This window comes from Streptomyces sp. NPDC054813, assembly GCF_053611365.1.
Genome location: NZ_JBSHAF010000001.1, coordinates 590,031 through 610,152, shown reverse-complemented (window position 1 = coordinate 610,152; position 20,122 = coordinate 590,031). Strand labels below are relative to the sequence as shown.

20 protein-coding genes are annotated in these 20,122 nt (G+C 70.6%); 12 read left to right on the top strand and 8 right to left on the bottom strand.

Annotated features, from left to right (window positions below; genetic code table 11):
* The first annotated feature begins 135 nt into the window (after nucleotides 1-135).
* Nucleotides 136-1,386 carry an alpha-L-fucosidase gene (locus tag ACWGJB_RS02660; protein ID WP_453378447.1) on the top strand — a complete coding sequence of 417 codons (1,251 nt, stop codon included), beginning with the start codon at nucleotides 136-138 and terminating at the stop codon, nucleotides 1,384-1,386.
* A gap of 226 nt (nucleotides 1,387-1,612) precedes the next feature.
* Entirely contained in the window at nucleotides 1,613-2,482 is an 870-nt protein-coding gene (locus ACWGJB_RS02655; protein WP_453378446.1) for a sulfotransferase family protein, read from the top strand.
* 27 nt (nucleotides 2,483-2,509) lie between these two features.
* Here the strand turns inward: ACWGJB_RS02655 and ACWGJB_RS02650 are convergent, their stop codons facing one another.
* Both ACWGJB_RS02650 and ACWGJB_RS02645 read right to left on the bottom strand, forming a co-directional pair.
* Entirely contained in the window at nucleotides 2,510-4,189 is a 1,680-nt protein-coding gene (locus ACWGJB_RS02650) for a carbohydrate binding domain-containing protein (protein ID WP_453378445.1), read from the bottom strand.
* 413 nt (nucleotides 4,190-4,602) lie between these two features.
* Nucleotides 4,603-5,223, bottom strand: coding sequence for a TetR/AcrR family transcriptional regulator (locus ACWGJB_RS02645; RefSeq protein ID WP_453378444.1), 621 nt, complete (start codon nucleotides 5,221-5,223; stop codon nucleotides 4,603-4,605).
* Nucleotides 5,224-5,320: 97 nt separating this feature from the next.
* On the opposite strand from ACWGJB_RS02645, the gene ACWGJB_RS02640 reads away from it, so the two are divergent.
* Nucleotides 5,321-5,614: a putative quinol monooxygenase gene (locus tag ACWGJB_RS02640; protein WP_453378443.1), complete on the top strand. Its 294-nt coding sequence runs from the start codon at nucleotides 5,321-5,323 to the stop codon at nucleotides 5,612-5,614.
* Nucleotides 5,615-6,013: 399 nt separating this feature from the next.
* On the opposite strand, the gene ACWGJB_RS02635 is transcribed toward ACWGJB_RS02640, so the two are convergent.
* Entirely contained in the window at nucleotides 6,014-7,138 is a 1,125-nt protein-coding gene (locus ACWGJB_RS02635; RefSeq protein ID WP_453378442.1) for an ATP-grasp domain-containing protein, read from the bottom strand.
* A 356-nt stretch (nucleotides 7,139-7,494) separates the two neighbouring features.
* Here ACWGJB_RS02635 and ACWGJB_RS02630 point away from each other — a divergent pair, with 356 nt between their 5' ends.
* Complete coding sequence (locus ACWGJB_RS02630) at nucleotides 7,495-8,400, top strand: metallophosphoesterase family protein (protein ID WP_453378441.1); 906 nt, start codon at nucleotides 7,495-7,497, stop codon at nucleotides 8,398-8,400.
* Nucleotides 8,348-9,028, top strand: coding sequence for a 4'-phosphopantetheinyl transferase family protein (locus tag ACWGJB_RS02625; RefSeq protein ID WP_453378440.1), 681 nt, complete (start codon nucleotides 8,348-8,350; stop codon nucleotides 9,026-9,028). Before ACWGJB_RS02630 ends, ACWGJB_RS02625 begins: the two co-directional genes overlap by 53 nt.
* A gap of 27 nt (nucleotides 9,029-9,055) precedes the next feature.
* Here the strand turns inward: ACWGJB_RS02625 and ACWGJB_RS02620 are convergent, their stop codons facing one another.
* The 3 genes from ACWGJB_RS02620 to ACWGJB_RS02610 all read right to left on the bottom strand — a co-directional run bounded on the left by ACWGJB_RS02620 (nucleotide 9,056) and on the right by ACWGJB_RS02610 (nucleotide 10,743).
* The gene (locus ACWGJB_RS02620; RefSeq protein WP_362729813.1) at nucleotides 9,056-9,286 is read right to left on the bottom strand and encodes a hypothetical protein; all 231 of its coding nucleotides are present in this window, start codon (nucleotides 9,284-9,286) and stop codon (nucleotides 9,056-9,058) included.
* A gap of 209 nt (nucleotides 9,287-9,495) precedes the next feature.
* A complete protein-coding gene (locus ACWGJB_RS02615; protein WP_453378439.1) occupies nucleotides 9,496-10,065 on the bottom strand; it encodes a toxin-antitoxin system, toxin component in 570 nt (189 codons plus the stop codon).
* Between the two features lie 21 nt (nucleotides 10,066-10,086).
* Nucleotides 10,087-10,743, bottom strand: a complete 657-nt coding sequence (locus ACWGJB_RS02610) for a helix-turn-helix domain-containing protein (RefSeq protein ID WP_360488264.1) — start codon at nucleotides 10,741-10,743, stop codon at nucleotides 10,087-10,089.
* Between the two features lie 246 nt (nucleotides 10,744-10,989).
* On the opposite strand from ACWGJB_RS02610, the gene ACWGJB_RS02605 reads away from it, so the two are divergent.
* A complete protein-coding gene (locus ACWGJB_RS02605; RefSeq protein ID WP_453378438.1) occupies nucleotides 10,990-11,658 on the top strand; it encodes an MmyB family transcriptional regulator in 669 nt (222 codons plus the stop codon).
* Between the two features lie 135 nt (nucleotides 11,659-11,793).
* On the opposite strand, the gene ACWGJB_RS02600 is transcribed toward ACWGJB_RS02605, so the two are convergent.
* On the bottom strand, nucleotides 11,794-12,573 hold the full coding sequence (locus ACWGJB_RS02600) for a cache domain-containing protein (protein ID WP_453378437.1): 780 nt from the start codon (nucleotides 12,571-12,573) through the stop codon (nucleotides 11,794-11,796).
* A 38-nt stretch (nucleotides 12,574-12,611) separates the two neighbouring features.
* Entirely contained in the window at nucleotides 12,612-13,352 is a 741-nt protein-coding gene (locus ACWGJB_RS02595; protein WP_453378436.1) for a FadR/GntR family transcriptional regulator, read from the bottom strand.
* A 123-nt stretch (nucleotides 13,353-13,475) separates the two neighbouring features.
* On the opposite strand from ACWGJB_RS02595, the gene ACWGJB_RS02590 reads away from it, so the two are divergent.
* From ACWGJB_RS02590 to ACWGJB_RS02565, 6 genes are all read left to right on the top strand, one after another.
* Entirely contained in the window at nucleotides 13,476-14,507 is a 1,032-nt protein-coding gene (locus ACWGJB_RS02590) for an ABC transporter ATP-binding protein (RefSeq protein WP_453378435.1), read from the top strand.
* Between the two features lie 51 nt (nucleotides 14,508-14,558).
* Nucleotides 14,559-15,749 carry an ABC transporter substrate-binding protein gene (locus tag ACWGJB_RS02585; RefSeq protein ID WP_453378434.1) on the top strand — a complete coding sequence of 397 codons (1,191 nt, stop codon included), beginning with the start codon at nucleotides 14,559-14,561 and terminating at the stop codon, nucleotides 15,747-15,749.
* Between the two features lie 3 nt (nucleotides 15,750-15,752).
* Nucleotides 15,753-16,616 carry an ABC transporter permease gene (locus ACWGJB_RS02580; protein WP_453378433.1) on the top strand — a complete coding sequence of 288 codons (864 nt, stop codon included), beginning with the start codon at nucleotides 15,753-15,755 and terminating at the stop codon, nucleotides 16,614-16,616.
* Nucleotides 16,617-16,627: 11 nt separating this feature from the next.
* Nucleotides 16,628-17,443 carry an ABC transporter permease gene (locus ACWGJB_RS02575; RefSeq protein ID WP_453378432.1) on the top strand — a complete coding sequence of 272 codons (816 nt, stop codon included), beginning with the start codon at nucleotides 16,628-16,630 and terminating at the stop codon, nucleotides 17,441-17,443.
* Nucleotides 17,444-17,500: 57 nt separating this feature from the next.
* The gene (locus tag ACWGJB_RS02570; protein ID WP_453378431.1) at nucleotides 17,501-18,496 is read left to right on the top strand and encodes a LacI family DNA-binding transcriptional regulator; all 996 of its coding nucleotides are present in this window, start codon (nucleotides 17,501-17,503) and stop codon (nucleotides 18,494-18,496) included.
* Between the two features lie 140 nt (nucleotides 18,497-18,636).
* The gene (locus ACWGJB_RS02565) at nucleotides 18,637-19,989 is read left to right on the top strand and encodes an ABC transporter substrate-binding protein (protein ID WP_453378430.1); all 1,353 of its coding nucleotides are present in this window, start codon (nucleotides 18,637-18,639) and stop codon (nucleotides 19,987-19,989) included.
* Nucleotides 19,990-20,122 lie beyond the last annotated feature (133 nt).

Sequence of the window (20,122 nt, the reverse complement as noted above, 5' to 3'; positions counted from 1 at the left end):
GCATCCCCACACTCCCCCCGCGCCCCGCCCCGCCCCCCCTCCCGCGCCCGCGCCCGCGCGGCGCGCGGCTCCCGTGGTCCGCCCCGCCCCCGCCCCCTTTCCCCGACTGACCTTGTACACAACGGGAGTCCAGCCGTGCCCATGCAACCGTGGTTCACCGACGCCAAGTTGGGGATCTTCGTCCACTGGGGGATCTACGCCGTCGACGGCGTCCAGGAATCCTGGTCGTTCTACGACGACATCGTGCCGCACGACCAGTACATGTCCCAGCTCGCCCGCTTCACCGGCGCGAAGTACGACCCGCGCGCCTGGGCCGGCCTGTTCGCCCGCGCCGGCGCCAGGTACGCCGTGCTCACCAGCCGTCATCACGACGGAGTGGCGCTGTGGGACACCGAGTTCGGCGATCTCAACCTCGGCAGGGACTACCTCGCCGGTTACGCCGACGCCCTCCGCGAGCAGGGACTCAAGGTCGGTCTCTACTACTCGCACTCCGACTGGAACCACCCCGACTACGCCTCCACGCGCAAGCCGGGCCGCCCGCCCGAGCAGGAGGACAACCGGTACTCCGAGTGCTCGGCCGAGGACGAGGACCTCGATGCCTGGGAGCGGTTCATCGGCTACCGTGACGGCCAGATACGCGAGTTGGCCTCCCGCTACCGGCCCGACCTGATGTGGTTCGACGGCGAGTGGGACCGCAGCGAGGAGCAGTGGCGGATCAGGGAACTCGCCGCGCTCGTCCGCTCCTACTCACCGCACGTCGTCTTCAACGCCCGGATGCTCAGCGAGGGCGACTACGCGACACCGGAACAGGGCGCACCCATCGAACCCCCCGCCGGGCCCTGGGAGCTGTGCCTCACCATCAACGACTCGTGGGGCTACCAGCACCACGACGACAACCACAAGTCGCTCAGCCAGCTGGTCCGTTACTTCACGGAGACCATCGGCGGTGGCGGCAATCTCCTCCTGGACGTCGGCCCGATGGAGGACGGCACCATCCCGCAGCCGCAGGTCGAGCGCCTCGAAGGCCTGGGGGAGTGGATCCGCAGACACGCCGAGGCCGTGTACGGCACGGTCCGCGGGCTGCCGGCCGGGCACCACTACGGGCCGAGCACCCTCTCCGCCGACGGCCGCACCCTCTACCTCACCCTGTACGACATCCCGCGTGCCGAGATCGGCGTCCGCGGCCTGGTCACCCCGGTCCGCAAGGTCAGCGTGCTCGGCACCGGCACCGAACTCGCCCACCGTGTCGTCGGCGGACTGCACGAGGCGGTCGGCGTGCTGTGGATCGACCCGCCGGCCGCGGCCGACCTCGACCCGTACGCCACGGTCCTCGCCGTCGAACTGGACGGGGAGCTGGAGCTGTACCGGGGATCCGGCCGGTTCTGATCCGGTCCTGATCCGATTCCGAATGCGGTTATGGTCCGGTTCCGCGCCAAAAGTCGGGAATTCTCATATGAAGAATTAAGAGAACGGTAAGTTGCCTGGTCACGGCGGCTTTTCGGGCCGCCGTGACCCCGTTGGTTCGCCTCTTGGACATCTCGAGTTCGCCTGCCACCCCTGGGATGCGGAACGGCAGGGACGAGAGAAAGGCATCACCGTGCGAGACCCGCGAATGTCAGCGATCGCCAAGGGGCTCAGGCGCCGGGGACGGCTCATGGCGCAGGCGGTGAGCCCTCCGCGCAAGACCCTGGACGCGATCCCGACGCAGCGTCAGGTGAAGCCGCAGCTCTCCGCCGACTACGTGGCCCCGCGCGCCCCGCGCCTGGTGGCGGCCCCGGTCTTCGTCCTCTCCTCGGTGCGTTCCGGCTCCACGCTGCTGCGCGTCCTGCTGAACAGCCACAGCCGCATCCGCGCCCCGCACGAGATGCATCTGCGCACGGTCCACGTCCAGATGTCCCGGGAGTTCACCGCGGACGCCATGAAGGAGCTCGCCCTCGACCGCGAGGAGCTGGAGCACGTCCTGTGGGACCGGGTGCTGCACCTGGAGCTCAGCCGCAGCGGCAAGGACGTCATCGTCGACAAGACCCCGCCGAACACCCTCATCTGGCCCCGGCTGCACCGGTGTTGGCCCGACGCCCGGTTCGTCCTGCTGCTGCGCCACCCCGGCGCCGTCATCCAGTCCCTGACCAGCCGCCGCACCGATCCCGACCACGAGGCGATCCGCGCCGAGGTCCTGAGCTACGCGGAGAAGCTCGAAGAGGCGCGTCTCAAACTCCCCGGCGCCCATGTGATCACGTACGAGGACCTCACCGCGGCACCGGAGCGGGTCACCCGCGACCTGTGCGGGTACCTCGGCGTCCCCTGGGAGAGCGGCATGCTCGACTACGGCAAGCAGGACCACGGCACCTTCAGGCCGAAGCTCGGCGACTGGAGCAGCGAGATCAGGTCGGGCCGCATCCAGGCCGCCCGCCAGGCCGACCCCACCGCCGAACTCCCGCCCCGGCTCGCCGAGATAGCGAAGGCGTGGGGGTACCCGGTCTAGGCACCCCCACGCCACCGCCGCCGCTGCTCAGCCGGTGAAGCCGGCCGTGATCGAGGTGAACTGCCAGTTGCTCTGGCTGATCCCGGAGCAGTTGCTCACCACGCCACCGCCCGCGCAGCCGCGGTCCCGGTTCACGGCCCAGAACGCGAGCCGGGCGATGTGGTGCGAGTTCCCCCAGTCACGGATCTGCGTCCAGATCGCCGGGGTCGTGGTCTCCTGCTGGTCCGACAGACCGTTCATGCCGGAGATCCCGATGTGCGCGTAGGCCGTCGCGTCGTCCCACCCGAAGGTGGACTTCAGCTTGGTCTTCAGCCCCTCGGCCGCCGCCACCGTGTTGCCGTACATGTCGGCGCCGCCGCCGAAGTCGAACGGCATGATCGTGAAGACGTCGATGTTCGCGCCGAGCGACTGCGCCTGCTCGATGAGCCGGTTGCCGTAGTACGTCGGCCCGGTCGTGGAGGTGCCGAAGGTGACGATCGTCTTCAGGCCGGCGTTGTTGGCCTTGACCGTCTTCAGGGCGGTCAGGATCTTCGCCTGCACGGCTTCGTTCTCGAACTCGTCCGTGTTCTCGATGTCCATGTCGACGGACTTGAGACCGTAGGCGTCGATCACCTTCTGGATCGCTCCGGCCAGCGCGCTCGCGGAGGAGCAGTTGGCGCCGAGCTTGCTGCCCTGCCAGCCGCCGAACGACGGGGTGATGTCACCGCCGGCCGCCTTGATCTGGTTGATCGCGGTCTGGTCAACGCCGCCGGTCAGCGCCCGGCTGCCGTCCCAGGCCGGGGTGCAGCCGCCCGAGTCCAGCACGAAGGCCATGGTGAACGACTTGATGCCGGTCGCGCTCATCACCGTGGACGGGCTCGGGGGATCGCCCCAGCCCTCGAAGAGGTAGGGCGCGGCCTGCTTGAAGCCGGTCCCGCCGCCGCTGCCCGCGTCGGTGGTGACACTCACGGAGTTGGAGGCGGCCGAGACGTTCCCCGCCGCGTCACGGGCCTTGACGGTGAACGTGTACGCCGTACTGGCAGACAGCCCGCTCACCGTGGCGGAGGTCCCGGAGACGCTCGCCACCTGGCTCGACCCGCGGTAGATGTCGTACGCCGTCACACCGACGTTGTCCGTCGCGGCCGACCACGACAGGGACACGCTCGACGAGGTCTTCCCGGTGGAGGTGAGGTTCGTGGGCGCGGTGGGCGCCTGCGTGTCCGAACTGCCGCCGGGCCCGTCGAGGCTGATGTCGTCGGCGTAGTAGGTGCCCTGCGCGTACCAGCCGTGGACGTAGATCTGGGCGCTGGTCTGCGAGGCGCCGGTGGTGAAGGAGACGGTCAGCTGACTGTACTGGGACGGCGAGCTGGTCCAGGTGGAGCTGGAGCCGGTGACCCCGAGGTAGACGTACGAGCCGCGGACCCAGCCGCTGAGCGAGTACGTGGTGTTGGGCTGTACGGCGACGGTCTGCGTGCACTGGGCGGTGTCACTGGAACTCACTGCCCCCGCGAGGGCCTTGGACCCGCCGTGCACGGGGGAGGAGACGACCGAGCCCAGGTTCCCGGTGCAGGACCAGGGCGAGAGACTCCCCGACTCGAAGCCGGGGTTGGAGAGGATGTTGGCCGCCTGTGCGGTGCCGGGGAGCGCGATGGCCCCGGCGAGCGCGAGGGCGGCGGACCCGAGCAGTGCGAGTATCCGACGTCTGGAACGTCTGAGTGAGTTGCGCACGCGATCTCCCTGGAGGAATGGGGGTGTTCGGGAGTTGCACGAAGGTGCAAGGAGGTGCGCAACCAAGTTGGTATGGACCAATCCGCCTGTCAAGGAGACGGGCGTGAATTGGTCCATACCGGTGACCGGAGAAACCCGGCTTGTTCCTCCCGGGCGCCGCCGCCTCTCCGACCTGCTACCGGAGACTGGCGATCTGACCAGTCGGCTGCCCGGATGATGGATGCAGCGATGTCGGGAACGGAGCCCGTGGAGTGGCTTTGCCCACACCGACGGTGCCGTTGATCAGGAGGGCCTTGGCGCCCCGGGGGCTGCCGGTGTGCATCTCGGCATCGTACGTCGAGGCGTGAGGAACCCGGCGCACGCTCGTGCGGGTGGCCGTCGAAGGGAGCGGCACCGCCGAACGAGATGACCTCTTACGGGGGCGTCGTACCTGTGCCGTGTCCGGCGGCAGGCGGCCAGGCCCGGAGCGCCGCCTCGGCGATCTGCTCCAGATCGCTTCGTCCGGCGCCGTCGCGAGCCCGGGCGGACATGCCTTGCAGGACGGCCGAGTAGAAGCTCGCGAGGGCATGGGTGTCGGTGTGGGCGGGGAGTTCGTCCGGCGACGACGCGGCGATCTTGTCTTCGAGCGCGCGGACGCCTGCGGCACGGAGATGGCGCAGGTGGTCCGCCATGTCGGCGGATTGAGGGGAGCAGTTGGTGGCCGCGTTGATCAGGAGGCAGCCGCGTGGGCGGTCGGGCCTGGTGTAGGCGGCGGCCGCCTCGCGCAGCAGGCGCTCGACGGCCGCGCGGGCGTTCGTTTCCTCGGCCAGTGCGCGTGCGGTGAACGCGCCGTAGGTGCCGAGATAGCGGTCGAGCGCCTCAAGGAACAGGGCCCGCTTGTCGCCGAACGCCGCATACAGGCTGGCCGCACCGATGCCGACCGTCTTGGTGAGCAGGGCGATGGAGGTGGCTTCGTAACCGTGTTCCCAGAACACGGCGATGGCGCCCTCGAGAGCCTCGTCCCGGTCGAACGACCGGGGTCTTCCCGTCTTCATGCGCCCATTCTAGAACGATCCTTCAAGAAGTCTGTTAACTTACTTCCAGAAGGATCGTTCCAGAAGTGAGAGGGATGGGGGGATTCACATGGTCACCGTGGGGCTGCTCGTCCGCTTCGAGGCGAAGCCGGACAAGGTGTCGGAGGTTGAGGCCGCGCTGAAGTCAGCGCTGGATCAGGTGCGGGAGGAGACGACGACACCCGTCTGGGTCGCGCTCCGTCTGGGGCCCACGACGTTCGGCATCTTCGACGCCTTCGCGGACGAAGCCGGTCGGGAGGCGCATCTGGAGGCATTCGGCGAGGCGCTGCGCGTGGCAGGTGCCCAGCTGGGCGTCGTGCCGCCCACGATGGAGTACGCCGACGTCATCGGCGCCAAGCTCCCCGGCGCGTAAGCCGGATGCGCCGACCGAGACCTGTGTGCTGTGCGCCGCCCGCGTGGCGGCGCACAGCAGACGCCGGCCGCCCACCGCACGATCCGCCCGTTCCCACGAGGTGCCGTGCGGACCGCGCACGTCCATGACATCGACCTCGAGTACGAAACCCTCGGCGAAGGTGAGCCACTTCTGCTCGTGCACGGTTCCGACCTCGCCACCGGGCCGGCGCCACTGGCGGCCGAACGCCCGGTCTCATCCTGTGTCCCCGGCACGGCGTCCACCTCAGTCTCCGGCCGCAGGGGATCGCACCATCAGGCGCTCAGGCGCTCAGGCGCTCAGGGGCGCGGGGCCGTGTCGACGTGCGGCTCCGCCGCGGGGGCGCGACAAGCCGCACCGGGGCCGCGCCCGGCAGGCAACCTAGAGCGGCAACACCTCGGCCGCTTCGGTCACGGACTGCACCGCCGCGGGCATCGGCGCAGGCAACACCATCTCCTGGGCCTCCTCCCGCTGCACGGGAACCGACGGCAACACCTGGCGCGGCCCCGACACCACCGCGTAGTCCTGCCCCAGGAACGGCGGCTCGATCACCCCGGGGTCCTCGCCCAGCGCCAACTGCACGGCCGCCCACGGGGCGTTGACCCCGCAGAGTGACAGCTGGTGCAACCCCCCGGCGGGACGCGTGTTGACGTCGAGCAGCACCGGCTCGTCGCCGTACATCCGGAACTGGATGTTGGACAGATAGTGCAGCCCGAAGCCCTCGGCGATCAGCCGGGCCGGCTCCAGCCACCGCTCGTCCAGGGTGAAACCGCGACGGCGGCCCTTCTTCGTGCGGCCCACCGCCAGCCGGACCCGGTTGTCGGGCCCGGTGAGGCAGTCCACGGACACCTCCGGCTCCTCCAGCCGCGGCATCACCAGCCAGTCCACCGGCTGGTCGGCCCGCCGCAGCGCGTCGACGACCAGGTCGAGCTGGACATACGGCCCCGGGAACCCGTTGAGGTGGAAGAGCGAGAAGGGGGCGCGCGTGATCACCCGGAAGCCCACGCCACCCGCACCGGCGGCCGGCTTGAAGCAGGCCTTGTGCCCGTCGGTCTCCAGCTTCTCGACCGCGGCGACCAGTTCGTCCGCCGTGCGCACCCGCCACCACGGCGGCACCGGGACGCCGGCCGAAGCGACGGCCTCGTACGCGGTCGCCTTGTCCTCGAAGACCGCGGTGCCCTCCGGCGTCGGCGCCAGCAGCGCCGTTCCCGCCGCCTCGAAGTCGGCCCGGTGGGCGACGATCGCCGACTGGTGCAGCCGGGGCACGAAGACATCGATGCCACGGCGCTGGCACTGGTCGAGCGCGTACTCGACGTAGCCGGCCGGGGACAGGCCCTCCGGCTCCAGTTCGGCGGTGTCGGCGGCGGCCAGCACGGGGGAGTCGGCGTCACCGTGCGTCGCATGGATCTCGACCGCCCGGTCGCTGGGATTTTTCCGCAGCTGATCCATGAAGAACACGTTCTCCGCGTACGTGCGGTTGAGCCAGACGCGTACGCGAGAGCGCATTAATGCCGCCTTCCGGGGTTTTCGGGCAGGGCTCAGCGGGCCCGTGCCCGGGCAGGGTGGTTGGAGGGTCACCAAACCGCCCTGGACGAAGGGAAGTTCGTGGCGGTGGTGTTGGGGGGATCATACGGCTTTCAAGGGGCCTCGCGTGCAACGCCAGTGTTACGGATTTCCCGGGACTGTCCACGCGCGTTTTCCTGCACTGTCCACGTCGGTTTCCTTGACTGACCGGCACCGGCCCGGCGAACCGCCGAGGGTCGGCCGGCGAATGCCCGCCGACAGGCCGACAAGTCCCCTTGTTCCGTCGACCCGTCATGTGTTGAGGTGGGTGGAGACGACATGATCGGAAGGGGTACGGGGTGGAGTCCACGGCCGGTGCCGGGCAGTTGCTGGCCATCAGTGATCTGCACATCTCGTACCCGGAGAACCGCGAGCTCGTCGAGAAGATGCGCCCCGAGACGGACGACGACTGGCTGATCGTGGCCGGTGACGTCGCGGAGACCGTCGCCGACATCCGCTGGGTCCTGGAGACCTTCGCCGGCCGCTTCAGCAAGGTGCTGTGGGCCCCCGGCAACCACGACCTGTGGACCCACCCCAAGGATCCGGTCACGCTGCGCGGCGTCGCCCGCTACGAGCACCTCGTCGGCCTCTGCCGGGAACTCGGCGTGGTCAGCCCCGAGGACCCCTATCCGGTCTGGGAGGGCCCGGGCGGCCCGGTCGTGGTCGCACCGCTCTTCCTCCTGTACGACTACTCCTTCCTGCCGGCCGGCTGCGCCACGAAGGAAGAGGGCCTCGCGTACGCGCACGGCACCGGCATCGTCTGCAACGACGAGTACCTGCTGCACCCCGACCCCTACCCGACCCGCGAGGACTGGTGCCGGGCCCGGGTCGAGGCCACCGAGCGCCGGCTCGCCGAGCTGCCCGAGGACCTGCCGACCGTGCTGGCGGGCCACTACCCGCTGGACCGGCACCCCATGGACGTGCTGTGGTACCCCGAGTTCGCCATGTGGTGCGGCACCACCCGCACCGCCGACTGGCACCGCCGGTTCCGCGTCGACACCATGGTTTACGGTCATCTGCACATCCCCCGGACCACCTGGCACGACGGCGTCCGCTTCGAAGAGGTCTCCGTGGGATACCCCCGCGAGTGGCGCAAGCGCTCCCAGCCCCCGGGCAAGCTGCGTCGTATTCTGCCGATGGAGGTCGGAACCGGTGATCGAGGAGCTGCTCCCGGACTCGGTGGTGGCCGTGGAGATGCTCGGTGACGAGGCGATCCGCGAAGCCCCCCTCTACCCCGAGGAGGCGGCGCTCGTCGCGCGTGCCGTGCCCAAGCGGCGCCGCGAGTTCTCCGCCGTGCGCGCCTGCGCGCGGCGCGCCATGGAGAAACTCGGGGTGCCGCCGCAGCCCGTCGTGAGCGGCGAGCGCGGTGCACCGCGCTGGCCGGACGGGCTGGTCGGCAGCATGACCCACTGCGAGGGCTACTGCGCCGCCGCCCTGGTCCGCGCCACCGACCTGGCCTCCCTGGGCATCGACGCCGAACCGCACGCCCCGCTGCCCGAGGGCGTCGCGGAGTCCGTCCTGCTGCCCTCGGAGCAGGAGCGGCTGCGCCGGCTCGTGGCCGAGCGGCCCGGCGTGCACTGGGACCGCCTGCTGTTCAGCGCCAAGGAATCCGTCTACAAGGCGTGGTTCCCCCTCACCGGGAAGTGGCTGGACTTCATGGAGGCCGACATCGAGCTCGTCCCGGAGCCCGGCGAGCGGCCGCACGGCACCCTGCACGCCCGCCTCCTGGTCCCCGGGCCCCAGGTCGGCGGGCAGCGGTTGCAGGCCTTCGAGGGCCGCTGGAGCGTGGGGCACGGCATGCTGACCTCGGCCGTGATCGTGCCCCACCCCTGACAGCGCCCCCGGTCGTGCTCCGTCGGCTCAGGTGGGTGGGCACCAGTCGTGCAGGAGGCGGAAGAACGCCTCCTCGTTGCCGGCGAGTCCGGCCCGGGCCAGGGCCTCCTCGGCCTCGGCGAGCACGGCAGGCGGGACCAGGAAGGGGCGCGGGGCGCCGTCCGGAGGTCCGTCGAAGGCCGCGCGGACGGTGTGCAGCAGCCGCAGATAGGCCTGGACGGCGGTGCGCTCACGGTCGGTCAGTACGGCGGTGGGCATGGCTCGGCTCTCCCCGTCGGTCGTCACGGTCACGCGCTCGGACGGCGCGGCCGCACCGCGTGTGCGGTGCGCACCCACCAGCTTGCCGTCCGCCACTGACAACGCCTGCCCGCTACGCCTCGGTTCGCCCGCTCAGCCGACCCCGAACCGCCCCGGGACCCCTTCCTGAGGGAACATCCGGTCGGCATCGGTGCCCGGTCGGGCCGGGCTCACTTCCCCGGGTAGCCCAGCGAGGCCTCGATGCGCCCCGCCACGTCGTGCCGCCGCACCGGGCCGCGCAGGGCCGAACCCGCGAGCCAGGTCCGGCACTTGCTGGCCAGCAGCAGCCCGAAGGTCTCCGCGTCCTGTTCCTCGGCCTGGTCGAAGCGGGTGCGGGCGGCCATCCGCCGGACGGCTGCCTGGACCGCGGCCCGGTCACTGACCGCGCCGCCGCCCGCGCCTTCGCCGATGAGCCGTGCCGCCACCGCGACCCCCTCGACATCGTGGCCGTGGTGGTCGGCGTGCATGTGCCACAGCTCGTGGCCGAGGATCACCAACTGGTGGTCGGGCGCGGTGCGTTCCTCGACCACCACCAGGTCGCGGTCGGTCAGGTCGAGCCACAGCCCGCTGGCCGTGCCGGGCGGGAAGACGGCCGTACGGAACAGGACCGGGCGGCCGCGGCGGCGGCTCATCGCGTCGCACAGAGTCTGGTACAGCTCCTGCGGCGGGGTGGGCGCGGGCAGGGTCAGCTCCCCGACCAGCTCGCCGCTCAGCCGGCGCATGTCCCTGCCGATGGCCATGTTCTCCTGTTCCCCCTCAGCTCACGACTCGGGCCGCTTGACGCTCTCCAGGAGCATGTCCAGCCATTCCGCGACCTTGTCGCGGTGCTGGTCGGTGGGCAGCTGGGCGGCCCGCCAGGCGATCCCGCGCACCCCGTGGTCCTGCAGCAGCCGCTCCAGGGGGTCCGCCGCGGCCGCGGCCGCCGCCCGCTCCCGGTCGGCCAGCTTCTGCAGCAGCTCCTGCTCGACGCGCTGGAGAGCGCCGGCCAGTGCCTCGGGGTCCGCGGCGGTGAGGAACCCGGCATGCACCCGGAAGAAGCGCTGGAGGGCGTCGCAGTGCTCCATGGTCGGCCGCCGGTCGCCGTTGAGCAGGGCGCCGGCCTGCTGCCGGGACATGCCCGCGCCGTCGGCGATCTCCTGCTGGGTGTGTTTTCGGCCGTTGGGCTTGAGGCGGGTGCGGCGCAGCAGGTCCAGACGCTGCAGGAAACGTTCCTGGACATCGGGTTCGCCCGCGGGCCGGCCGCCGAGCAGGGCCCTGACGACGGGCTCGGGGACACCGCAGGCGTAGGAGAGCCTTCCGATGTCGTAGACCTCGGCGTACGCCACGCCGAGCCGGTCGGCGAGCGCGGTGACGCGGGAGACGACGGCCGGCAGCTGGGCGGTCGCCGTGGCGCCCGGATCCTCGTAGCCATCCGTCACCGACAGAACTCCTACGTCTCTCAGAGGAACCAGGGGCTTCACGCATGTGGTCGCCGTGGACTTCCCGGCATGAACTTCCCGGAGATTAGCGGGTCGTTCGAACTCACATCCAGGTGTCGCCACAACTGTGGCCAATTTCGGCCGTCAACAGGCATGAAATGCCACGATAGTTGACATGCATCCGAGTGGGGCAGCAGGATCACATCGCCGCGAGAAGGCCGCATAGGCAAGAGGGGTGACCTCCCGATGGCATATCAGGCAGGTGGGCAGCGGCCGGCGCCGCGGCCCGTCCCCGAAAGTCTTGAGGCCCAGGCATATCTTCAGGACTACGCGTTGCTGCTGGACGCGGTTCCCTTCCCGTCCCTGGTGGTGGACCACCGCTGGGACGTGGTGCTGGCCAACGGCGCGTTCGAGACACTTTTCGGGGGGGTCGCCCCGCATCCCACGGCGATGCCCGGGGACAACTTCCTCCGGTTCGTCCTGTTCCACCCGGATGCCGGCTCGGTGCTCGGCGCGCACGAGTCGGGCTGGTGCCTGCCGATGCTGGCCCAGTTCAAGACCACCCTGGAGCGGTACGGCCACGACCACGAACTCCAGTCGATCCGACGGGAGATCGCCCAGGACCCGATCATGGAGGCGGCGTTCCGGCACGGTCTGCCGCACTGGCTGCGCGCGGTCGGCGAGGAGGGCGCCCGGCTCGACGGTGCCGTCCGGCCGGTGCTGCACCCGGACCCGCTGCTGGGGGCCACCGAGTGCCGGGTGGTCGGCGAGACCGCCAGGACCCTTCACGACATGGGCTACGCGCGTTACACCCTGGTGCTGCGCGCGGCTCCCCGCCCCGCCGCCCCGCGCCGCTCCCGCCGGCCGGGCGGCCTGGGCGCCCATCTGACCGTGGTCCCCACCCCCGACGCCTGACCCGGCACCGTCGGCGTTCAGGTCGCCGACGGCGCCGGGCCGGACGCCCACACCGGCACCGGCCCGCACTCCCCGCCACCACCTCTCCGGACGCGGGTCCCCGCTCAGCCGCGGCGCCCCGACGCGGGTCCCCGCTCAGGTCGCAGCCACCGCCAGGACCAGCGGCACGCCCCGGCAGGGCACCAGGCGCAGCGCGCCGAACGTGCCCGGCCGTCCGCTCTCCAGCACGGCCGCGAAGTCCGGCCCCTTGGTCAGTGAGCCGGCCAGATGCGCCGGGTCCGCCGACGCCGCCACCCGGCCGCGGGCGTTGACCAGCCGGGCGGGGCCGGACAGCGCGCGCAGCAGGGGCAGCGCGGCCGCCTCGAAATGCCGTAGGTACACGTCCGCGGCGGCCACGCCCAGGAAGCGGCCCGCCCGTTCCACCGGCGCGGACAGGGTGAGGCTGTACTCGTCCGAGCAGAGGTAGTCGACGTACGGCCCGGCCACCGCACGCCGCCCGGTGTCCCGGGGCAGCGTGAACCAGTCCCAGTGCGTGTAGTCGGAGTAGGCCGAGGTGCGCGGGTCGAGGTCGAGGAGCAGTGGTCGTACGTCCCCGCCGGCGTCGCTCTGCCACCACTCCAGCCAGGCCGGCACGTCGGCGAGCAGTCCGGGCGCGGCCACGAATCCGACACCGGAGACCAACTCCTGCCGGGCCAGGCGTAGATGGAGCCCGGGGCGCAGCGCTGCCAGGTCCGCGGTGACCGGCCGGCGGCCCGTGGCGGCCACCCGGGCCAGCAGTGCGGCGGTGTCGGCGCGGGTCTGCGCGACGGCGTCGAACACCGCCTCCAGGGCGTGGCCGACCCGCTCGGCCACGTACTCCTCGGGGGCGGCCGGGGCCCTGGTCACGGATGTGGAGGGGACGGTGCCGCGGCTCATGCTGCCCTCCGGTGGACGGGGGAGCGGGCGCGGCGCGGCTACAGGGTCAGCCGCAGGGCGATGAGCCGCGCCGTCGAGTCCCGCACGCACCGCTCGGCCAGCTCCCCGGCCGATGCGTCCGCCCCATCCTGCACGGCCGAGATTACGGACCGGTGACGGTCCGCCACCTCTTCACGATATTCGTCGTCGCCGAGCACAAGGCACAGCAGCGCGCCGACCTCCGTCTGGAGCGCGACCTGTTCCCGGGTGAGCCGGGCCGACTGGGCGGCGGCGGCCAGTTCCACGTGGAAGCGGCCGTACAGCCGGCAACGCGCCGAGGTGTCCCGGGCCTTGCGCAGCTCCTCGGTGGTCCGGCGGAGTTGGTCCAGGTCGTGGTCCTCGGTGCGCTGTGCGGCGAGGTGTGCGGCGGTGCCGGACAGGGCCGCCCAGTGGTCGCCGAGGTCGCGCAGCTCCTCGGGGCTCCAGCCGCGCAGCCGCTCCAGGAGCCGCTCCCGGCCGGGTGTGTCCGGCAGGGAGACGAAGCTGCCGCCGCCGCGGCCCCGGCGGGTGACGACCAGGCCCTGCTGGCGCAGCGCCATCAGCGCCTCCCGCAGGGTCACCGTGGACACCCCGAGCTGCCCGGCCAGCTCCGTCTCGCCGGGCAGCTGCTCGCCGTCGGCGAGCAGTCCGAGCTCGATGGCGTCGCCGATCCGGCGTACGACGGCGTCCACCCGGGCCCCGCTGTCCACGCGGGCGAAGACGGCCTTTCGGGCGCCGCCGTCCGTCTGCTGCTGTTTCACGGCCCACCACCCTATGCGTTGACCCAAGCTTTACCTCAGAAGGGTCTTGAGCTTTGAACTATGACTTCATATCTTTCCGATCACCACATGCAACGCAAGAGAGCGCCAGAAAGGTTCCCGCCCATGGAGGCCAGCGCGATCCGGTTGCGGGATCTGCGGAAGTCGTTCGGCGAGACCAGCGCCGTGGCAGGAGTCGACCTGGAGATCCGTGACGGCGAGTTCTTCTCGATGCTCGGCCCCTCCGGCTCCGGCAAGACCACCGTGCTGCGCCTGATCGCCGGCTTCGAGAGCCCCACTTCGGGCGTGGTCGAACTCGCGGGGCAGGACGTCACCCGCCGGGCCCCCTTCGAACGGGACGTGCACACCGTCTTCCAGGACTACGCCCTGTTCCCGCACATGAACGTCGAGCAGAACGTCGCCTACTCCCTCAAGGTCCGCAAGGTCCCCCGGGCCGAACGCCTGGTCCGCGCCCGCAAGGCCCTCGCCGAGGTCCGCCTCGACGGCTTCGGCGGCCGCCGTCCCGCCCAGCTCTCCGGTGGCCAGCGCCAGCGCGTCGCCCTCGCCCGCGCCCTCGTCGGGCGGCCCCGCGTCCTGCTGCTCGACGAGCCCCTCGGTGCCCTCGACCTCAAGCTGCGCGAGCAGATGCAGCTCGAACTCAAGGCCCTGCAACGGGAGGTGGGCATCACCTTCGTCTTCGTCACCCACGACCAGGAGGAGGCCCTGACGATGAGCGACCGCGTCGCCGTCTTCCATCAGGGCCGTATCGAACAGGTCGGCACCCCCGCCGAGATCTACGAACGCCCGGCCACCGCCTTCGTCGCCTCCTTCGTCGGCACCTCCAACCTGCTCACCGGGGACGTCGCCCGGCGGTTGCTCGGCGAGAGCGGCACCCACAGCATCCGGCCCGAGAAGATCCGGGTCCTCAAGGAGACCGCGGGCCCGGGCGAACCCGACCACGCCGACGCCGTCGGCACCGTCGCCGAGGTGGTCTACCTCGGCGACGCCACCCGCTTCCTGGTCGACGTGGACGGCGGCGGCCGGCTCACCGCGCTCCAGCAGAACCTCGACACCTCCGCCGAGGACGTCGCCGCCTACCGCGGCACCCGCGTCCGGCTGCGCTGGCAGCGCCGGCACACCGTCCACGTCCCCGGCTGACCGGCCGCCCGTCCCGGCCGGATCCGCCGTCCCTCACCTCTGGAGTACGTCGTGCGCCTCACCCGACCTCGCACCGCGGCCGCCGCCGTCGCGCTGCTGCTGGCCGCCACCGCCTGCGGTTCCTCCGGCTCCGGCTCCTCGACCGGACTCAACCCGCCCGACCTCAAGCCCCTGGCCAAGCTCGGCAAGAGCGAGGGCGAGGTCAACCTGATCGCCTGGGCCGGCTACGTCGAGGACGGCTCCGACGACCCCAAGGTGGACTGGGTCACCGACTTCGAGAAGCAGACCGGCTGCCAGGTCCACTCCAAGGTCGCCGCCAGCTCCGACGAGATGGTCAAACTGATGAAGACCGGCGAGTACGACGCCGTCTCCGCCTCCGGCGACGCCTCCCTGCGCCTGATCGCCTCCGGCGACGCGGCTCCGGTCAACACGAAGCTCGTACCGAACTACAAGGACATCTTCAGCGGCCTGAAGAACGGTGCCTGGAACTCGGTCAAGGGCCAGATGTACGGCATCCCGCACGGCCGCGGCGCCAACCTGCTGATGTACAACACCCAGAAGGTCAGCCCCGCGCCCACCTCCTGGTCGGCCGTCTTCGACGACGCGGCGAAGTACCAGGGCCATGTCACCGCCTACGACTCGCCGATCTACATCGCCGACGCGGCCCTGTATCTCAAGGCCACCAAGCCCGAGTTGAAGATCAAGGACCCCTACGCGCTCGACCAGAAGCAGTTCGACGCGGCCGTCGCCCTGCTGAAGAAGCAGAACGCGGACATCGGCGAGTACTGGAGCGACTACCTCAAGGAGATCTCCGCCTTCAAGAGCGGCGACTCCGTGATCGGCACCAGCTGGCAGGTCATCGCCAACCTGGCCGCCGACGACGGCGCCAAGGTCAAGGCCTTCGTGCCCAAGGAGGGTTCCACCGGCTGGTCCGACACCTGGATGGTCTCCGCCAAGGCCAAGCACCCCACCTGCGCCTACAAATGGCTCGACTGGATCGTCTCCCCGAAGGTCAACGCCGAGGTCGCCGAGTACTTCGGCGAGGCCCCGGCCAACGCCAAGGCCTGCGATCTGACCAGCGACAAGAGCTTCTGCACGACCTATCACGCGGCCGACGAGAGCTACTGGAAGAACATCGCCTTCTGGAACACGCCCATCGAGCAGTGCCTGGACGGCCGCACCGACGTCAAGTGCGTGCCGTACGCGAAGTGGGTGCAGGCCTGGACCGAGATCAAGGGCTGAGCCATGACCGTGCTCACCCGGACCGCGGGGGCGCTGTACCGGCGCCCCCGGCTCCGCCTCGCCCTGCTGCTGACCGCCCCGCTGCTCTGGCTGGCCGTGCTCTATCTGGGCTCCCTGGCGGTGCTGTTCGTCTCCGCGTTCTGGACGACGGACTCCTTCACCTCCGAGGTGGTGAAGGTCTGGTCGACCGACAACTTCCACGAGCTGTTCACCACGCCGGTGTTCCGGCAGGTGATCCTGCGCAGTGTCGGCGTCGCCCTCGCGGTGACCGCCCTGTGCGCGGTGATCGCCTTCCCGGTCGCCTTCTACACCGCCCGGGTGGCCAGGCCGAGCCTGCGGCCGCTCCTGGTGGTCGCCATCCTCACCCCGCTGTGGGCGAGTTACCTGGTCAAGGTGTACGCCTGGCGGCTGATCCTGTCCGAGGGCGGGCTCGCCGACTGGCTGCTGAAGCCCTTCGGGCTGAGCGGGCCCGGCTTCGGGCTGCCGGCCACCGTCCTCGCCCTGACCTACCTGTGGCTGCCGTACATGATCCTGCCGATCCACACCGCGCTGGAGCAGTTGCCCGACAACCTGCTGGACGCCTCCGCGGACCTGGGCGCCCGTGCCGGGCGGACCTTCCGTTCCGTGGTGCTGCCGATGGTGCTGCCGTCGGTCGCCGCCGGGTCGGTGTTCACCTTCTCGCTCAGCCTCGGCGACTACATCACCGTGCAGATCGTCGGCGGCAAGACCCAGCTCATCGGCAACCTCGTCTACGCCAACATCGAACTCAACCTGCCCATGGCCGCCGCGCTGGCCACCGTCCCGGTCGTCGTCATCGTGCTGTACCTGCTCGCGATGCGCCGCACGGGCGCGCTGAGCAGCCTGTAGAGGAGCCCGCCGTGCAACTCTCCCGTTCCGCGCGGATCGCGGTGCGTGTCGCCGCCGGCCTCGGCTTCGCGGTGATCTACGTGCCGTTGCTGCTGGTCCTCGTCAACTCCCTGAATCCAAACCGCAGCGCGAGCTGGCCGCCGCCCGGTGTGACGACCCGCTGGTGGTCGGCCGCCTGGCACAGCTCCGGTGCCCGCGAGGCCCTGTGGACCTCGGTGAAGGCCGGGCTCGGCGCCACCGCGATCGCCCTGGTGCTCGGCACGCTGATCGCCTTCGCGGTCGCCCGGTACCGCTTCTTCGGCCGGGACGCCCTCTCCTTCGTGGTCGTCCTGCCGATCGCGCTGCCCGGCATCGTCACCGGCATCGCCCTCAACTCGGCCTTCAGCACGGTCCTTGCGCCGCTCGGCGTCGGACTCGGCCTGTTCACCGTGGTCGTCGGACACGCCACCTTCTGTGTGGTGATCGTCTTCAACAACGTGGTCGCCCGGCTGCGCCGCACCTCCGGCACCTACGAGGAGGCGGCGGCCGACCTCGGCGCCGACACCTTCCGCACCTTCGCCGACGTCACCTTCCCGCTGGTGCGCTCCGCGCTGCTCGCCGGCGGACTGCTCGCCTTCGCGCTCTCCTTCGACGAGATCGTGGTCACCACCTTCACCGCGGGACCGGGCGTCCAGACCCTGCCGCTGTGGATCTACGACAACCTGACCCGCCCCCAGCAGGCACCGGTGGTGAACGTGGTGGCGGCGGTGCTCGTGCTGCTGTCGGTGGTCCCCATCTACGTCGCCCAGCGGTTGTCGGCGGACACGGCCACGGGCAGCCGTGTCTGACCCCGGCTCCCCAGGCTTACGCAAACTGCTTGCGTAACTTGCGCTACGCTTGCACCCATGACGCGACGACTTGCGGAAGTGGCCAAGAAGGTCGGGGTCAGCGAGGCCACGGTCAGCCGGGTGCTCAACGGCAAGCCCGGGGTCTCCGAGGCCACCCGGCAGGCGGTGCTCTCGGCCCTGGACGTCCTCGGCTACGAACGCCCCACCCAGCTGCGCGGCGAGCGTGCCCGACTCGTCGGCCTGGTCCTGCCCGAGCTGCAGAACCCCATCTTCCCGGCCTTCGCCGAGGTCATCGGCGGCGCGCTCGCCCAGCTCGGGCTCACCCCGGTGCTGTGCACCCAGACCAAGGGCGGGGTCTCCGAGGCGGACTATGTGGAGTTGCTGCTGCAACAGCAGGTCTCCGGTGTCGTGTTCGCCGGCGGTCTTTTCGCCCAGGCCGACGCACCGCACGACCACTACCGGCTGCTCGCCGACCGCAACATCCCGGTGGTGCTGATCAACGCGGCCATCGACCATCTCGGCTTCCCCGCCGTGTCCTGCGACGACGCCGTGGCGGTGGAACAGGCCTGGCGGCACCTCGCCTCCCTCGGCCACGAGCGGATCGGACTCGTCCTCGGCCCCGCCGACCACATGCCGTCGGCCCGCAAGCTGGCCGCCGCGCGCACGATGGGCGACCTCCCGGACGCGGGCGTCGCCCGGGCCATGTTCTCGATCGAGGGCGGTCACGCGGCCGCCACGCGCCTCATCGACCAAGGCGTCACCGGCATCATCTGCGCCAGCGACCCCCTGGCGCTGGGAGCGATCAGGGCGGCCCGTCGCAAGGGCCTGGACGTCCCGTCCCAGGTGTCGGTCGTCGGCTACGACGACTCCGCGTTCATGAACTGCACCGAACCCCCGCTCACCACCGTCCGCCAGCCCATCGAGGCCATGGGCCGGGCCGCCGTCGAGCTGCTGAACGCTCAGATCGGCGGCACGGTCGTCCCGGCGGAGGAGCTGCTGTTCGAGCCGGAGCTGGTCGTCAGGGGGTCGACCGCGCAAGCGCCGAAAGCCTGAGAGTCAACAGATCCCATCTGCTGTCGAATAATTACAGATTCTGCGCGACATCTTGCGCGGCAGTGCTGCCGGTGCTTGAGTGTGCGGCGCCCACCGGTCCCGGTGCGGCGCCCACTGCTCCTGTTCTGGGGGGTCCACCGATGTCCAGCACCGGGTTCCGCCGTGCTCTCGTCGCGATAGGTGTCTGCTCGTCCCTTGCGCTCTCGGCCTCGGCCTGCGGGTCGGGCGGCGACGACGCGGGGAGCGGCAAGACGCGTATCACCGTCAACTGCGAGCCGCCGAAGAGCGCCAAGGTCGACCGTTCGTTCTTCGATCAGGACACCGCCGACTTCGAGAAGAAGAACCCGGACATCGACGTCGTCATGCACGACGCGTTCCCCTGCCAGGACCCGAAGACCTTCGACGCCAAGCTCGCCGGCGGCCAGATGGAGGACGTGTTCTACACGTACTTCACCGACGCCAAGCACGTCGTGGACATCAACCAGGCGGCCGACCTGACGCCGTACCTCAAGGACCTCAAGAGCTACGACACCATCCAGAAGCAGCTGCGGGACATCTACACCGTGGACGGCAAGGTCTACGGCATCCCGCGCACCGGATACAGCATGGGGCTGATCTACAACCGCGCGCTCTTCCAGAAGGCCGCACTGGACCCCGACAAGCCGCCGGCGACCTGGGAAGAGGTCCGCGCCGACGCCAAGAAGATCGCCGCCCTCGGCAACGGCACCGTCGGATACGCCGACTACAGCGCGCAGAACCAGGGCGGCTGGCACTTCACCGCCGAGCTGTACTCCCAGGGCGGTGACGTCGTCTCCGCCGACGGCAAGACGGCGACCGTCGACACCCCCCAGGGCCACGCGGTCCTGCAGAACCTGCACGACATGCGCTGGACCGACAACACCATGGGCAGCAAGCAGTTGCTGATCCTCAACGACGTGCAGCAGATGATGGGTTCGGGCAAGCTCGGGATGTATCTCTCCGCCCCGGACAACATCCCGATCCTGGTCAAGGAGAAGGGCGGCAACTACAAGGACCTCGCACTCGCCCCGATGCCCGGCGGCCAGGGCACGCTCATCGGCGGCGACGGCTACATGTTCAACAAGAAGGACACTCCGGCACAGATCAAGGCCGGCCTCAAGTGGCTCGACTCCATGTTCCTCACCCCCGGTGACGGCTTCCTCGGCGACTACGCCCGCGCCAAGAAGAACAACGCCCCGGTCGGCCTGCCCGAGCCGCGCCTGTTCACCGGCGCCGCCGACGCCAAGGACCAGCAGGTCAAGAAGGCCAACGCCAACGTCCCGGTGGAGAACTACCAGGCCTTCCTGGACGGCAACCAGTCCCTCCAGATGAAGATCGAGCCGCCCAACGCCCAGCAGATCTACTCCGTCCTCGACGGCGCCGTCTCCGCCGTCCTCACGAAGAAGGACGCCGACATCGACCAGCTCCTCAAGGACGCCAACGAGAAGATCGACGGCATCCTGGCCCGGGGCTGACCCGCGATGACCAAGACGGCCGAGGGCCCCCCCCCCCCCCCCCCGGGGCCGCCCCCCCCCCCCCCCCACGCCCCCCCCCCCCCCCCCCCCCGCCCGCCGCCGCCGCCACCCCACCGCCCCCCCCCGCGCGGGC